At 49.2% G+C, this 16,356-nt stretch carries 11 protein-coding genes; 6 read left to right on the forward strand and 5 right to left on the reverse strand.

The genetic code is table 11. The features are described 5' to 3' along the window. Together BIZ37_RS24975 and pyrC are read left to right on the forward strand one after the other, a co-directional pair. Positions 1-1,267, forward strand: a 1,267-nt coding sequence (locus BIZ37_RS24975) for a methyl-accepting chemotaxis protein (RefSeq protein WP_187463819.1), incomplete at its 5' end; no start/stop codon positions are given. A 218-nt stretch (positions 1,268-1,485) separates the two neighbouring features. Beyond that, positions 1,486-2,517, forward strand: a complete 1,032-nt coding sequence (gene pyrC / locus BIZ37_RS24980) for a dihydroorotase (RefSeq protein ID WP_187463820.1) — start codon at positions 1,486-1,488, stop codon at positions 2,515-2,517. 73 nt (positions 2,518-2,590) lie between these two features. Here the strand turns inward: pyrC and BIZ37_RS24985 are convergent, their stop codons facing one another. The 4 genes from BIZ37_RS24985 to BIZ37_RS25000 all read right to left on the reverse strand — a co-directional run bounded on the left by BIZ37_RS24985 (position 2,591) and on the right by BIZ37_RS25000 (position 9,741). After that, positions 2,591-5,689, reverse strand: a complete 3,099-nt coding sequence (locus tag BIZ37_RS24985) for an efflux RND transporter permease subunit (protein ID WP_187463821.1) — start codon at positions 5,687-5,689, stop codon at positions 2,591-2,593. A 2-nt stretch (positions 5,690-5,691) separates the two neighbouring features. Beyond that, positions 5,692-6,777 (reverse strand): efflux RND transporter periplasmic adaptor subunit, encoded by a 1,086-nt coding sequence (locus BIZ37_RS24990; RefSeq protein WP_187463822.1) that lies wholly within the window; start codon positions 6,775-6,777, stop codon positions 5,692-5,694. Between the two features lies 1 nt (position 6,778). Continuing rightward, complete coding sequence (locus tag BIZ37_RS24995) at positions 6,779-7,819, reverse strand: efflux RND transporter periplasmic adaptor subunit (protein WP_187463823.1); 1,041 nt, start codon at positions 7,817-7,819, stop codon at positions 6,779-6,781. A 413-nt stretch (positions 7,820-8,232) separates the two neighbouring features. Then, positions 8,233-9,741, reverse strand: coding sequence for a fumarate hydratase (locus tag BIZ37_RS25000; protein ID WP_107297935.1), 1,509 nt, complete (start codon positions 9,739-9,741; stop codon positions 8,233-8,235). Positions 9,742-10,006: 265 nt separating this feature from the next. Between BIZ37_RS25000 and pabB the strand changes: the two genes are divergently transcribed. The 4 genes from pabB to BIZ37_RS25020 all read left to right on the forward strand — a co-directional run bounded on the left by pabB (position 10,007) and on the right by BIZ37_RS25020 (position 15,248). Continuing rightward, complete coding sequence (gene pabB, locus BIZ37_RS25005; protein ID WP_187463824.1) at positions 10,007-11,410, forward strand: aminodeoxychorismate synthase component I; 1,404 nt, start codon at positions 10,007-10,009, stop codon at positions 11,408-11,410. A gap of 199 nt (positions 11,411-11,609) precedes the next feature. Then, positions 11,610-12,218 carry a CoA pyrophosphatase gene (locus tag BIZ37_RS25010; protein WP_187463825.1) on the forward strand — a complete coding sequence of 203 codons (609 nt, stop codon included), beginning with the start codon at positions 11,610-11,612 and terminating at the stop codon, positions 12,216-12,218. A gap of 181 nt (positions 12,219-12,399) precedes the next feature. Beyond that, a complete protein-coding gene (locus BIZ37_RS25015; RefSeq protein WP_187463826.1) occupies positions 12,400-13,653 on the forward strand; it encodes an aromatic amino acid transport family protein in 1,254 nt (417 codons plus the stop codon). A gap of 233 nt (positions 13,654-13,886) precedes the next feature. Then, positions 13,887-15,248, forward strand: a complete 1,362-nt coding sequence (locus BIZ37_RS25020) for an L-serine ammonia-lyase (RefSeq protein ID WP_107297469.1) — start codon at positions 13,887-13,889, stop codon at positions 15,246-15,248. 68 nt (positions 15,249-15,316) lie between these two features. Here the strand turns inward: BIZ37_RS25020 and BIZ37_RS25025 are convergent. Next, positions 15,317-16,356, reverse strand: a 1,040-nt coding sequence (locus BIZ37_RS25025) for an ADP-ribosylglycohydrolase family protein (RefSeq protein ID WP_255526895.1), incomplete at its 5' end; no start/stop codon positions are given.

Raw genomic sequence — 16,356 nt, forward strand, 5'->3', positions numbered from 1 at the left:
GTACACCATTGATATTGGCCAATCAGGCGGCGTACTGGATGACCACTTCAAATATATCGAAGCACGCAACCGCCTCTATGACAACATTGCCATCTTGGCCAACGAAATAGACCAGGCCATGGACCTGCTCGGTAGCTTCAGTGACCAAGCTAATACCCAGATGCAAACCGCAATCAACAATGCCGACAGCACCTACAGCCAAGGGTATCGCAATGCTACGATCCTCGGCGTTGGTACCACCCTATTCGCCCTGTTCATCGGTTGGTACATTGCCCAAAGTGTTCGTAAACCGTTGAAAGCCACCCTGGTAACACTCGAAGCCTTAGCAAAGGGTGACATGACAAAACGTAGCCAAGTTAACCAGTTTGTGGAATTCAGCAAGCTGGGTAACTACATCAATACCTTGGCTGATAACCTGCAGGAAATCCTCAGCAGGCTAAGCCAAGCTTCCAGCGATCTCACCTCGGTTGCCGAAGAGAACCAGACAACGACAACAGAAGCGAAGAACCGTCTGCATGAGCAACGGCAGCAAACCGCTTCCGTTGCTACCGCCATGACAGAAATGGAGCAGTCAGTGACCGATGTCTCACACAGTGCGCAAAGTACCATGGAGCGCGTGCATGACGTTGAAAAGGCCTCAACCACAGGCCGCGAGGTAATGAGCCGCAACATCAACACTGCCCACCAACTCTCTTCCCGGTTGGATAAATCTGTCCATGCGGTGTCTGATTTACAACAAATGAGCAGCAATATCGGCTCAATCTTGGATGTGATCAGGAATATCGCCGACCAGACCAACCTACTGGCACTGAATGCCGCCATTGAGGCTGCCCGTGCCGGCGACCAAGGCCGTGGCTTTGCCGTTGTAGCCGATGAGGTAAGGGTGCTCGCCCAACGGACCACAGACTCTACAGCCGAAATAGAACAGATGATCCAGCGCCTGCAGTCGAGTTCCGGCCTAGCGGTTGAAGTGATGCAAAGTTGCGTCAGCGAAATGGACAACAGCATTAGCCAAGCCTCAGACGCCAACAGCGCAATGGAAGAAATCCAGGCGACTATCCTCGAAATTAGCCAGATGAGTGCCCAGATCGCACAAGCGGCACAAGAGCAGCGTAGTACTACCGGTTCCATCGCCCGCTCGCTGGAAGATATCAGCCACATTGCCGACTCAAACTACCGCTCTATGGAAGAAGTCGCCGAAGCCAGCAGCAAGCTCGATCAACTTGCCCACCAGCAAAACGATTTGGTGCACCGCTTCAAGCTATAGTCGAGAAAGTGATTTCACCCCTTCCCCAAAGCCAGCTTTCTTAGCTGGCTTTTTGTTATATCGGCGGTTCGAAATATTGCAAACCACCGTTTTATCACCCAAACAAGCAATCGTTTGCTCCAATCTGCATCAATAAATTCAATAGTTTGAACATGCCGCTTTACAAGCACCGATTGAGGTTTTAGAATCGGTCGATTTTTTTTGGGAGGGAAGCAACAATGACGACTATTACGATTACACGTCCTGATGACTGGCACTTGCACTTGCGAGATGGCGAAGTGCTCAATGACACTGTTCGCGATACCAGCCGCTACATGGGTCGAGCCATCATCATGCCAAACTTGGTCCCGCCGGTAACCGATACTGAAGCAGCCCTTGCTTACCGTGACCGTATCCTTGCCGAAAAGCCTCAAGGCAATTTCTCTCCTCTAATGACGCTTTACCTCACCGACAACACCACTCCTGACGAAATCCGCAAAGCAAAAGCGACTGGCCATATCTATGCTGCCAAGCTTTACCCAGCCGGTGCGACTACCAACTCTGATTCAGGTGTCACTTCAATCGACAAACTGATCCCGACGTTGGAAGCGATGCAGGAAGTCGGTATGCTGCTGCTTATTCACGGTGAAGTTACAACCCACGAAGTCGATATCTTCGACCGTGAGAAACAGTTCCTTGATACAGTGCTTGGCCCTATCGTTGAGAAGATGCCAAACCTGAAAATCGTGGTTGAGCATATCACCACTAAAGATGCGGTAGAGTTTGTTAACAACGCAGGCCCAAATGTCGCGGCAACCATCACGGCCCACCACCTGATGTTCAACCGTAACCACATGCTAGTAGGCGGAATCCGCCCTCACTTCTACTGCCTGCCTATTCTTAAGCGCAATACTCATCAGGCAGCACTGGTTGCAGCAGCAACAAGCGGTAGCCCTAAGTTCTTCCTAGGCACTGACTCTGCCCCTCACGCGCAAGGCCGCAAAGAATCTGCTTGTGGTTGTGCTGGTTCTTACACTGCACACGCAGCCATCGAGCTATACGCTGAAGTGTTCGAACAAGCGGATGCACTGGACAAACTTGAAGCTTTTGCAAGCTTCAATGGCCCAGACTTCTACGGTTTGCCACGCAACGCAGATACCATCACCCTGACCAAAGAAAACTGGGCAGTACCAGAGACTATGGCCTTCGGTAACGATGTTGTTGTGCCAATCCGTGCTGGTGAAGAGATGACCTGGAAAGTCACAGCTTAAAACCTGTCACAGTATCTCAAGACAATAAGAAAGGGGCGCATATGGCGCCCCTTTACTTTATCTCGGCGAGTTACTAGCTATGTACGGGTTCCGGCGATGCCACAGGACTACTGCCTGGCAGTGCCACATTGTGGAACAAGCGATATAGTACAGGCACTACAATCAGGGTTAGTACCGTCGCAAAGCCCAAACCAAACATGATGGTTACCGCCATCGGCTTGAAGAACACATCGGGTAGCAGCGGCACCATACCCAGCACGGTGGTGATTGCTGCCATACAAACGGGCCTCACACGACTCACCGCCGCATCAACCACAGCCTGATACTTCTCCTTACCACTGGCAATTTCGATCTCTATTTGATCGAGCAATACAATACCGTTTTTCACCAGCATGCCTGACAAACTGAGGAAACCTAGCAATGCCATAAAGCCAAATGGGGTGTTGAGTAGCAATAGCCCGGTGGTTACCCCAATAACGGCCAACGGCACGGTGGCCCAAACTATCAAGGCTTCCTTCACTTTGTTGAACAGGAAGATAGTGATTAGGAACATCACCAAATAACCCATCGGCATGGTCTGGAACAGAGAGGCTTTAGCATCTGCCGACGACTCATACTCACCCCCCCACTCCAGCGAATAGCCCGGCGGATAATCCAGCCCTTCGATAAGCGGTTGGATCCGTGCCTGCACGGTCGCGGCTGTTTCATCACCCAATGGGTCTGGGTCTGCCATCACGGTCAGCATCCGCTTACGGTCTTTCCTGGCAATCAACGGATCTTCCCAAATGACATTGACGCCGTTGATCACCTGCTGCAACGGAATATAGCCCTGTATTGCCGGACTCCAAATCTTCATCCCTTCGATAGTACTGATATCGACGCGCTCTTCATCAGGCAAGCGGGCAACAATCGGCATCAGGTTGGTACCATCTCTATAAACCCCAACCGTTAAGCCAGAGAATGACATCTGCAATAAGTCATCGACGTCTTTCTTGGTAATACCGTAACGGCGGGCCTGGCTCTCATTGAAGACCGGCTCAATCACCTTATTCCGTTCACGCCAGTCGTGGCGGATATTGAAGGCACCCGGATCGGCATTCATGATATCCACGACCTGCTTAGCAAGCGTTCGAAGAACCGTTGGATCTGGGCCGACTAAACGGGCTTCAATTTTCGAGCCCGACGATGGACCAAGCATAATTTGTTTCAGCTTGTACTCAAGCTCCGGGTGATTGGTGTCCAGGGTCTCTCCAATCATCCCCATAACAGGTAGTACATCCTCAAAGCTCTTAACCCGGATCACCAACTCACCATAGGAGGAGTAACTTTTCTCCGGGGTATAGGTCAACATGAAACGCTGTGAGCCTTTACCGGCACTGGTACTGATGTATTCAACCCGCTCATCTTGCGCAATAATGCCCTCCAGCTCTTCCAATGTAGCATCCGTTGCCCGGATATCCGTTCCTTCAGGTAACCAGACATCTACCATGAACATTGGCGTGGTCGATGATGGGAAGAAAGATTGCTTAAGCAAGGTAAATCCATATAGGCTTGCCCCCAACATTGCCACCAGCACAATCACTGTCAGCCAAGCACGGCGCATACAGAACTCAAGGAATGCTTTGTACCAAACGAAAATCTTGCCAGCATACGGGTCTGCATCTGGATCGGCATCACCAGTTTTGACACTTTTAAAGAACAAATCACTGAAGAACGGTGTTAGAGAGATCGCAGTAAACCAACTGAGCATCAGTGAGATCAACAACACAGTAAACAGGGTACGACAATACTCACCGGTCGAGTCCTGAGACAGGCCAATCGGTGCGAATGCCATAACAGCAATCACCGTCGCCCCGAGCAATGGCCACTTGGTTTGGGTCACAATATCTGAAGCCGCTTGCATCCGGGTTCGCCCCTTCTGCATCCCTATCAGCACCCCTTCGACCACCACTATCGCGTTATCCACCAGCATACCAAGGGCGATAACCAAGGCACCGAGTGAGATCCGTTGCAAGTCTATGGCAAGCCAACTCATAAAGACGAAGGTGCCCAGTACGGTAAGCAGCAGGATCAGGCCGATCAATAAACCAGATCGAAGCCCCATGAAGAACAGCAAGACGACAATTACAATCGCAACGGCTTGGCCAAGACTGATGATAAAGCCGCTGACCGATTTATCTACCTCTGTTGGTTGGCTGTATACCACGCCAATATCAATACCAACAGGTTGCTGCTCTTTAAGTTCACGCAAGCGAGTTTCCACACGCTTACCGACATCGACAACGTTGACCCCTTCAATCGCAGAAATCCCGACATGCAATGCCTGCTGGCCGTTATAGCTGATCAGGTTACTTGGCACTTCCTGAAAGTCACGCTTGATTTCCGCTACATCTTTTAGGTAAATCAGTCCTTCAGCACCGCTCTCTGTAATGATCAGGTCACCCAGTTCATCGACATTTTGGAACTCCCCTGTCGGGTGGACCCGGATATATTCGCTGCCTATCCTTACTGCACCTGCGCTGGTTACCAGATTCTGGGTCTCCAATGTGCTGTAGATGGTTTGTGGTGAAATGCCTAAGTTGCTTAAGCGCTGCAATGAGATTTCAATAAAAACCTGCTCTTGCTGAGTACCAGTAACCGATACCTTACCGACCCCTTCAACTAACTCTATTTCACGGCGCAGGTAATCAACGTAGTCGCTAAGCTCCTTATAGCTATAACCTTGGCCAGTCACCGCCAGCAGAATACCAAACACATCACCAAAGTCATCGATAACTGACGGTTCCTGTACGCCTGGTGGTAAGGATGGCTTGAGATCGTTCACCTTGCGGCGCATTTCATCCCAGATCTGCGGAAGATCATCCGGCCCATAGTTATTCTTCATGGTCACGGTGATTTGGGATAGCCCACGGCTAGACACCGAGTTGACCTCATCAACATAGATCAATTGCTGTATTTCTTTTTCTATCGGGTACGTCACCTCTTCTTCAACCTGAAGCGGCGTTGCACCGGGATAAGCGGTGACCACCATCGCATCTTTGATAGTAAATGCCGGGTCTTCCAAACGGCCAAGGCCAAAGAAGGCCATGGTACCGCCAATCAAGAAAATCAGAGTCAGCATCCAGCTTATTACTTTGTTCCGAATAAAATAGCTTGCGATATCCTGCTTCATAATCAGCCCGCCTCCTTATCCACTATGGTGACCGACTGGCCTTCACGTAATCTATTTGCCCCTTCGACAACAATGTGTTCCCCCGCTTCCAGTCCCTCTAATAGCCTGACGCCTTCAGGCACCACTTTATCAGTGACGACTTTGCGCTTACTCACGGTATTGTCATCGTTGACGATCCAGACAAATTTATTGTCCATTGCCAAATCATCGCCGTCTTCATTGAAAATGGCTTCGAGCGGGATCACCGGCTCTCCCCGGCGATAAACCTTGAGTTTCTGGGCGTCGGCTTTGACCTCAACGGCCATCCCATCAAGGATAAAACGATCTGTTGGCATCGGCATGGTTAGGGTTACGAGGAAAGAGCCCAAATCAGGATCAGGCTCGGTGGTGAACTCCTTGAGGTTAGCTTTATACTCCGTGCCATCTTCGAGCAAAATGGTCGCACCCGGCTGGGATTCCTGCACTTCTACCGCAGTACTCTGCGAATAAATCATATCGGGTGCTTGGATAATGATATCGACCTGATCGGCAAGGTGGAGGTTCATCACTAATTGGCCAACCTGAACATTTTCAAACTGTTCAACCGGAACCCGGGAAACTACCCCAGAGAATGGTGCTTTTAATTCCGTGAAGGTTAAATTGAGCTTGGCGTAGTCCAAGCGGGCCTTTGCAATTCGGCGTTCAGCTTTCAACTCATCAAATTGCGACTGTGGTAAAAAGCCTTGTTTGACCAATTTCGCCGAACGGCGATATTGGCTGTCGGCGACATTGAATTTGGCCTGCGCATCATCCACCTCAAGTTTATAGTCTGTCGGGTCAAGGCGAGCCAAAAGCTGACCTTTTTTCACCTGATCACCAGGGCGAACAGCAATAAAACTGACTTCCCCCTGCACCCGGAAAGACAAGCTTGATTTATCAGCCGCTGCCGCCACGGCAGGAAAAGTCAGCTGAGGTGCTGATTCAGCCATTCTTACCTCAGTGACCGAAACAGGAGCAACCACGGTACGAGGCTCTATAGCCGCTTTATCGCAACCAACTAGCACTATGGTTCCAGCCAGTATCCAAGGGATTAGCGTTAACTTCTTCATCCTACAGCCCCCGCTCTTTTACCCACTTACGCACTTTTTGTCCTTCTTGTAACTCTTGGACACCTGAGGTGGCAATCAAATCGCCGTCGTTCAAGCCGTTAAGGACTCTGCGTCGCTCATCGAGCTGAACGGGAACCTTACTGACAATCCCCTGCTCATCGACACGCCAAACAAAAGTCGTATCACCCTCAGTTAAAATCGCACGGGATGGTATTGAACCACTTGATGTTTGGGGAATAGCAACCCGGACGTGCCCTGCCATGCCTGGCAACAAATTGAAGCCCTCTGGGCGTTCCATAAACAGGGTCACTTTGTAACTCGAGGTTTTTTCATCTGCTTCGGTATCGATTTCCTTAAACTCAGCAGAGAATGTCTGTCCGGGAATCGTGTCGAAGCTCACGGTAGGATCCCGCTCGACATTGGCTTGGTGCTGAAAACGGGCAAGGAGTTGATCAGGCAGCTGAAAAGTCACGTTAATAACCCCTGCACTTTGAATGTGCATCACAGGTTGCTTTGCCGCGACATATTCATAGTTTTCCACGAGTGACAGCGAAAGCGTACCATCATAGGGGGCAACTAAACTGGCATAACTGAGGTTTGCTTGGGCTTTGTCGAGATCAGCTTTGGCCTGGTTAAGTTCAGCTTCAGAGCGGTCGAAATCGAGCTCAGACACCACATTGGTTTTAAGCAGTTCCTTGTCACGCTTGTATTGGACATAGGACAGTTCATAGTCGGCTTTTGCCTGTTCAAGCAAGAGGCTGAGTTCATCTGTATTCAAATGAGCAAGTACTTGTCCCCGTTTGACAATGTCGCCCGGGTTACTGTTTACCTTATCTAACTGCCCAGAGACCCTGAAAGCCAGTACCGCTTTATCACCGGCCTCAACAACCGCAGGAAAGGTTCGGAAACTTTCATTTTCGCCAACCGATACCGCTTCAAGTTTCACTGGTCGGGAGTCGGGTTCAGGAATGACAACCTCTTTATCCCCGCATCCTTGTACCAATAATGCTAACAAGGCCGGGGCCCACATCACGCGTCCCATAAGATCCTCTGTAATTCTTCATTATTGTTGTATTTATTTATGGCGCTAATCGCACGGAGCGATACCGCATAACACCAAAATGCTTGTTAATACTATAGTCCACATGTCGCTACATTAATTAAACAAAGCTCAGAAAAACAACAAAAAACAGGTTATTAAGAAAAGCACTGACGTTAGCAGAGCAGGTAAGGTACAACGATAGGACACAGCAGGAAATCAGGAGAAGTCAGCAATAATCAGATGAAGAAATCTCAATCTCTCCGATTGAGTGAATTTTTGATGTGAATTTAGCTATTTTTATATGACTCAATAAGCGGTCTGATACCTAACCCAATCTACAGGCAATAAAAAAGGAGCCTGACGGCTCCTTTCACATTGATAAATTCCCGCTTGTAAGCCTGTTAGGCTATCTATTAGCCTTCAAGCTCAGCGATTTTCACTTTCCAAGTATCCGGGCCAGTCTGGTGGGCGTTGACACCTTCGGCATCTACCGCAACCGTAACAGGCATATCTTCGACTTCAAACTCGTAGATAGCTTCCATACCTAGGTCTTCAAACGCGACGACACGTGCCTGTTTGATAGCTTTTGCGACTAGGTATGCTGCACCGCCAACCGCCATTAGGTATACAGCTTTGTGCTGTTTGATTGACTCAATCGCTGCAGGACCACGCTCCGCTTTACCGATCATGCCAGTCAGGCCAGCCTGCTCAAGCATCATGTCGGTGAACTTATCCATACGGGTTGAGGTCGTCGGGCCTGCAGGGCCAACCACTTCATCACCAACCGCATCAACAGGGCCGACGTAGTAAATAAAGCGGTTTTTGAAGTCAACCGGGAAGTCTTCGCCTTTCGCCAGCATGTCTTGGATACGCTTGTGCGCCGCATCACGGCCCGTCAGGATTTTTCCTGATAGCAGGACGGTTTCACCAGAGCGCCATTGCTGAACGTCTTCTTTGGTCACTTCATCCAAGTTGACTCGGCGAACGTTGTCACCCACTTCCCAAGTCACTTCCGGCCAATCTTCCAGTTTTGGTGGCTGAAGATCAGCTGGGCCTGTGCCATCTAGGGTAAAGTGCACGTGACGGGTTGCCGCACAGTTAGGGATCATGCAAACAGGCTTGGAAGCTGCGTGCGTCGGAGCGGTTTTGATTTTCACATCAAGCACAGTTGTCAGGCCGCCAAGGCCCTGTGCACCGATACCCAGTTTGTTGACACGGTTGTAGATATCTAGGCGCAGTTCTTCTTCGGCGTTTTGTGCACCGCGTTCCTGCAGCTCATGGATATCGATTGATTCCATCAGGGATTCTTTCGCCAATACCGCCGCTTTCTCAGCAGTACCGCCGATACCAATACCCAGCATACCCGGTGGACACCAACCCGCGCCCATCAGAGGTACGGTTTTTTCAACCCACTCTGCGACATCATCAGATGGGTTAAGCATGACCATTTTAGTCTTGTTCTCAGAGCCGCCGCCTTTGGCCGCAACCTGAATTTCAACTTTGTCGCCAGGTACCATATCAATATGGACAACAGCGGGGGCATTGTCCTTGGTATTTTTACGGCTACCGGCAGGGTCTGCTACGACAGAGGCTCGTAGCGGGTTGTCCGGGTTGGTATAAGCCTGGCGTACACCTTCATCAATCATTTCCTGTACAGTCAGATCACTATCCCACTGTACGTTCATGCCAATCTTGACGAAGCAGGTCACGATGCCGGTATCCTGACAGATTGGGCGGCGACCTTCAGCTGACATACGCGAGTTGATCAGGATCTGAGCAATTGCGTCTTTTGCAGCCTGGCTCTGCTCTTTGTCGTAAGCTTTTTCCAAAGCCTGGACAAAGTCGAGCGGATGGTAGTAAGAAATGTACTGCAGCGCATCGGCCACACTACTAATTACATCTTGTTTACGGATGACGGTCATATCTGCCCTCGTTGATTTTTTATCATTCCCTGGCGCCCGATTTTTATGCTTCCAGTGTAGGGTGTGATTCACATTCTCAGTAGAAAAATGCAACCACGCGGCCATGATCCTCATGGCATTTCTCCATCAAGCCTATTTCAGTGCTACCAGCTAAAAATAATGCTCTCAGGACGTCCTTGGGCGTCGGATTAAATTCTGTGTTTATGATACTCTTGCGGATAAATTCGCGCCATGCGGCAAACGTACACCTGTCACAAAAAAGAAAATGATTTGTAAATCACATCCAGAACTGAGTATCGAACAACTCGACTACCACAAAGACGCCTCGCTAACGTGGTTTGAATCGTTTGCGGGCCAGCCTTGGGCTATGATATTACGCTCGGCGGCTTCGGATCACCCAGATAATCGCTTCGACATTTTAGTTGCTGATCCTTTAGCCACTTTAGAGACATATGGTGAAACAACGCATATTAAATTTTCAAATGGTGATGAAAAGACGAGCAGTGATGACCCGTTCGCTCTGATCCAGTCGCTGCAAGAACAGTTGGTTCCTTCGACAAGCCCTTTGAAAGATGTGCCTTTTATCGGCGGTGCTGTCGGGTTGTTCAGCTATGACCTTGGCCGTAGGGTCGAAAAAATCGCCAGCACAGCCAAGCATGATATTGCGACCGCAGACATGGCCGTTGGCATTTATGACTGGGCATTAATTGCCGACCATCAAACCAAGCAGCTTTATTTGGTGTCACCTGAAGGCAGTGGCCGTAAAACGTGGCTGCAACAGAGCCACAGAGTCACAGAGCAAAGCGCTGCCGCTACGAGTTCGCAACACCCTGCTGCTTTTGCGTTAACATCACCATGGCAAGCCAACATGGATAAAGACGAATATTGCAACAAATTCGATCGAATCCAGCAGTATTTGCTATCAGGTGACTGCTACCAAATCAATTTGACGCAACGTTTTTCTGCCAGCTACCAAGGTGATGAGTGGCAGGCATACCGTTTGTTGGAAGAACGTAACGGGGCGCCATTCTCTGGCTTCCTGCGTACTAGCGACAGCGCGATTCTGTCGGTTTCACCGGAAAGGTTCCTCCAGCACCGTGAAGGCTATATCGAAACCAAACCCATCAAAGGTACCCGTCCACGGGATAACGATCCTGAACGTGACAAAGCCTTAGCTGATGACCTGCGTTCAACAGAGAAGGATCGTTCAGAGAACTTGATGATCGTCGACCTGCTGCGCAATGATATTGGCCGGGTTGCCAAGCCGGGCTCGGTAAAGGTGCCGCTATTGTTTGATGTAGAAAGCTTCCCGGCGGTTCACCACCTTGTCAGTACCGTCACTGGCGAATTAGATGAACAATATACGCCAGCCGACCTACTTCGAGCCTGCTTCCCAGGAGGCTCCATTACCGGTGCCCCGAAGATCAGGGCAATGGAAATTATCGAAGAGCTGGAGCCAAATCGCCGCAGTGCCTATTGCGGCAGTATCGGCTACATCAGCCGCTGCGGGCAAATGGACACCAGTATCACTATCCGCACCTTGGTTGCTAACGATCAGAAGCTTCATGTCTGGGCAGGCGGTGGTATTGTGGCCGATAGTCAGGCAGACAGCGAGTATCAGGAGACCCTCGATAAACTGAGCAGGATCCTCCCAGTACTTGAAAACTAGCCAAATGTTTTATTGCAGGTAGGCAAAGGCCAAACCAATATTTTTATTGGCTTGGCCTTCAATTATCGATAATCTTATCAAACTAACGCTGCAAGGAGCCGCAGCGATGAAACGGCTTAGATAAAAATGAATTCGCTAAGTTGCTGTTTCAACATCTATAGTTAAAAGTATGCCGTAACAGTAACACCACGGAAGGTTTATGAATTGCCAGCAACAGATCATCACTCGCTTTATGCTAGCCCCGCAAGCTAGCTACGATAAAAGCCATACCCGACGTGTTCGCCAACACATCAGCGAAGACTATCGCTTAAAACCTGCTGCCGTACTCATCCCCCTTGTACCGCGTCACGGCTCTTTCAGTATGATTTTCACCCGCCGAGCTGACCACTTAAAGCACCATCCAGGCCAAGTTTCTTTTCCTGGCGGCCGCTATGAACCACAAGATGTTGATTTGATTGATACTGCTCTGCGTGAGACCCATGAGGAGACTGGTATTTTATGCAACCGTGACAGCATTATTGGACAACTGCCTAGCTTACCGACCATCAGTGGTTATATCGTCACACCGTACTTATCAGTTATCTCACCTAATTACAGGCCAGAACTGGACCCAAACGAAGTTGATGAATTGTTCGAGGCCCCTATCGAACACGTATTAAACCCGATGAATATCAGGACACAGAAAGTTACGCTTGATGGAAAAATACACAATATTTATTCAGTTCCATTCAGCAAGTATTCAATCTGGGGTGCCACTGCCCAGATGCTCAAAGTACTATCAGATCAGCTCTGGCATGAGCAAAACTAATCTGACACGATAATTTCCCTAATTTTACCCCGCCACCTAACGTGATCAAGGTCACACTAAATTGTATTGCAATTTCGCCCCGTTACAGAACGAGATCTCGATCAAGGTTTTCCTGCAATAAATAACGAAAATGCGCTCCGTTCCTAATTTCCGTTCCGTAATTAACTTTGGATATATAATCATGCAAACATCTACAAGCACCGCAGCAAATACTGCTGCAAAAGCAGGATGGACGTATAAAGACGTAACATGGGCACTATCTCTATTCGGTACTGCTGTTGGCGCGGGCGTATTGTTCCTGCCAATCAAAGCAGGTGCTGGCGGTTTCTGGCCTCTTGTTATCCTTGCCCTGCTTGCTCTTCCAATGACTTGGTTTGCTCACAAGAGCCTTGCTCGTTTCGTTCTTTCTGCGAAAAACCCAGACGCAGATATTACTGATACTGTTGAAGAACACTTCGGTAAAGCTGGCGCAAACATCATCACTTTTGCTTACTTTTTCGCCATCTACCCAATCGTTCTTATCTACGGCGTAGGTATTACCAATACTGTTGACTCTTTCATGGTTAACCAGTTAGGCATGGAATCTCTTCCACGCTGGATCCTATCTGGCGGCCTAATCATGGCGATGACTGCTGGTGTTGTATTCGGTAAAGAACTAATGCTGAAAGCCACTTCAGCCATGGTTTACCCGCTAGTATTCGTTCTACTAGCTCTCTCTGTATACCTGATTCCTGACTGGAACGCGTCAATGATGTCTGTTAGCCCAGACTGGGGTTCAATGCCTTCAATCATCTGGCTAGCGATTCCAATCATCGTGTTCTCATTCAACCACAGCCCAATCATCTCTCAGTTCTCTAAAGAACAGCGTCGTGTATACGGTGAAAATGCAGTGCAAAAAACTGACATGATCACTGGTGGCGCAGCAATGATGCTGATGGGCTTTGTAATGTTCTTCGTATTCTCTGTAGTACTTTCTCTATCTCCAGAGCAGCTAGCTGATGCACAAGCACAGAACATCTCTGTACTGTCTTACCTAGCAAACATCCACGAATCTCCAATGATCTCTCTAATGGGTCCTATGGTTGCATTCGCGGCGATTACTTCTAGCTACTTCGGCCACTTCCTAGGTGCTCACGAAGGTCTAGTTGGTCTTGTTAAGTCTCGCTCTGATATGCCAAAGAGCAAGATCGAGAAAATCTCTCTAGGCTTCATCGTAGTAACAACTTGGATTGTTGCAGTAGTAAACCCAAGTATCCTGGGCATGATTGAAACAATGGGCGCGCCAATGATTGCCGCTATCCTGTTCCTAATGCCAATCTTTGCAATGCAGAAAGTACCGGCAATGGCTAAGTACAAAACTTCAGCTCCTGCTCAGATTTTCACAGCGCTATGTGGTATTGCAGCGATTACTTCTGTAATCTACGGTGCACTATAAGGCGGGTTATCACCAACATAGTGATAATTCACCAGCGCTAAGCGTATTTGTAAGAAAATGTGCTACAACGCATAGTCTTCTGACTCAAATTACGTAAAATAGAGCTACTAAAGAGCAGGACGCGTTTGCCCCTGCTCTTTTGTTTTGATTATCTCGCCAAGGAAGGGGCGAGAATGATAAAAACTATACAGTCTCACGGTAACTAGACAGTTACCCTGACTGAGGTATTAGCAATGATCAGTGTTTTTGATATCTATAAAATCGGTGTGGGTCCTTCCAGTTCGCACACTGTCGGCCCAATGAAAGCAGGTAAAGAGTTCATCGATGACCTGCGTGCCATGGGCAAGCTTCGTGACGTGACTAAAATTACCGTGGATGTTTATGGTTCACTTTCTCTAACCGGTAAAGGTCACCACACTGATATCGCAATTATTATGGGTCTAGCGGGTAACAGCCCTGAGCATGTTGACATCGACAGCATCCCAGGCTTTATCGCACGCGTTGAAGAAACAGAGCGCCTGCCAGTTGGTATGCACTGCCACACTGTTGATTTCCCTCGTGAAGGCGGTATGAACTTCCATACCACTAACCTTCCTCTTCACGAAAATGGCATGACCATCAACGCCTTTATTGGTGAAGAACTCGCTTACACCAAGACTTACTACTCTATTGGTGGTGGTTTCATCGTTGATGAAGAGAACTTCGGCAAATCAAGTGAATCATCAGTAAAAGTCCCTTACATGTTTACCACGGCAGAAGAGCTAGTAAACCAGTGTAAGGAAAATGGCTTGTCAATCAGCTCGATGGTAATGGCCAACGAGCGTGCGATGAACGCCGAAGATGAAATCAGCACTTACTTCGCTAACATCTGGCGCACCATGCGTGAGTGTATGGAGCGCGGTATGAGCGAAGAAGGTATCTTGCCTGGTCCACTGCGTGTTCCACGCCGTGCAGCAGCGCTTCGCCAGCAGCTGATGACAACTGAAAAGCTAAGCAACGACCCAATGACTGTTGTTGACTGGGTTAACATGTACGCTTTCGCTGTTAACGAAGAAAACGCAGCCGGTGGCCGTGTGGTTACCGCACCAACTAACGGTGCTTGCGGCATCATCCCAGCAGTACTGGCTTACTACGACAAGTTCATCCAGCCAGTTGGCCCGAAAGAATACACCCGTTACTTTGCAGCCTCTGGCGCAATCGGTGGCCTTTACAAGCGTAACGCGTCTATCTCTGGTGCTGAAGTTGGCTGTCAGGGTGAAGTTGGTGTGGCATGTTCTATGGCTGCAGCAGGCCTTGCTGAGCTTATGGGCGGTAGCCCTGAGCAAGTATGTATGGCAGCTGAAATCGCGATGGAACACAACCTAGGCCTAACTTGTGACCCAGTAGCTGGTCAGGTACAGGTTCCATGTATCGAGCGTAACGGTATCGCAGCAGTTAAAGCGATCAACGCTTCACGTATGGCACTTCGCCGCTCTTCTGAGCCTCGTGTTTCTCTGGACAAAGTTATCGAAACGATGCTTGAAACCGGTAAAGACATGAACGCGAAATACCGTGAAACTTCACAAGGTGGCCTGGCAATTAAAGTTATTTGCTAATTGCTGCTTTGACTATGAAAAAGCTACCCTCTCGGGTAGCTTTTTTGTTTGTCGTATAGGGCCCCGGCTTAGAATGCACCGCCTGCATTGTGCAGCAACTGCTCAATATCTTCTGCTAGCGCCTCACCGCATTGCAATGTTGTCACCCACGAAATCGGAATCCCCTGTGTGTCCCCGAAGCCGTAACAAGCCCCCGCAATCGCTCCAACTAGAATCCCCCTGCCACAACTATCTCCGCCTACTGCAATGTTGTTGAGGATCGCCTCGGTATAACTTGAACTGTTTTGTAGTATCCAAGCCGCCATTGGCAGGCTATCGGCTAAATGACAGGCACTATTGGCTATCGAAAGTACGTGGGAGAGATCATTCACATCACCACTAAGCCCTCTCGCCTGCTCAATTTTCTCCATGATCGGCTCAGGGCATTTGACCTTGAGCACATTGAGTACCGGCTCCATCCTTCGTGAGCGTAATGCCTCATTGAGGGCACTGGCAAAGGCCTTGGCACAAGCCAGTGCCTGTTCATTTTGATGGGTTACACCAACAATACGATCTATTTCATTTTCTAACTTCTCTGAGGGCATCTTCAACGCGACCAGAGCAGGCACAGCGCACAATGCCGGGTTTTGATCATCATCGCTACCGGAGTCTTCCGGCCAATCTTCAGGCGGTAAAGAGAACAATGACAGCAACAGCGCTTTCGTAGGGGTATCGACATAGCCGATAAACTCGCCGCCGGGCCCGAAGTAGTCCAGGATTTCTTGTTGCACGCGGTGGGTCTCGACCTCAGGCTCGCTCAGTAACCTGATATAGAGGGCTAGCCATTCTCCATAGATGGTTAACTCCCCTGCCGTGAGCTTGTCATGGGCATAGTAACCTTCTACCCCTTCATAGTGGTGGGCATCCGGCTCGATAAAAGGAAAATGCGGAAGAGATTGGAGGGTCCGGATACGCTCCGGAGAATAGATCCAGTGGGTGCCCATGCTGGCAGCATCAGCCACCAGCGCCCCCATCAGGGCAGCATAACGTTGTGCCATTTTCTTATCCTTATCATCAGCTACACGCAATGCAATAAGCTTATACCTATTCCCGTGAACTGGCTGAACAA

It is taken from the genome of Photobacterium sp. BZF1 (assembly GCF_014349205.1).
Lineage (GTDB): Bacteria > Pseudomonadota > Gammaproteobacteria > Enterobacterales > Vibrionaceae > Photobacterium.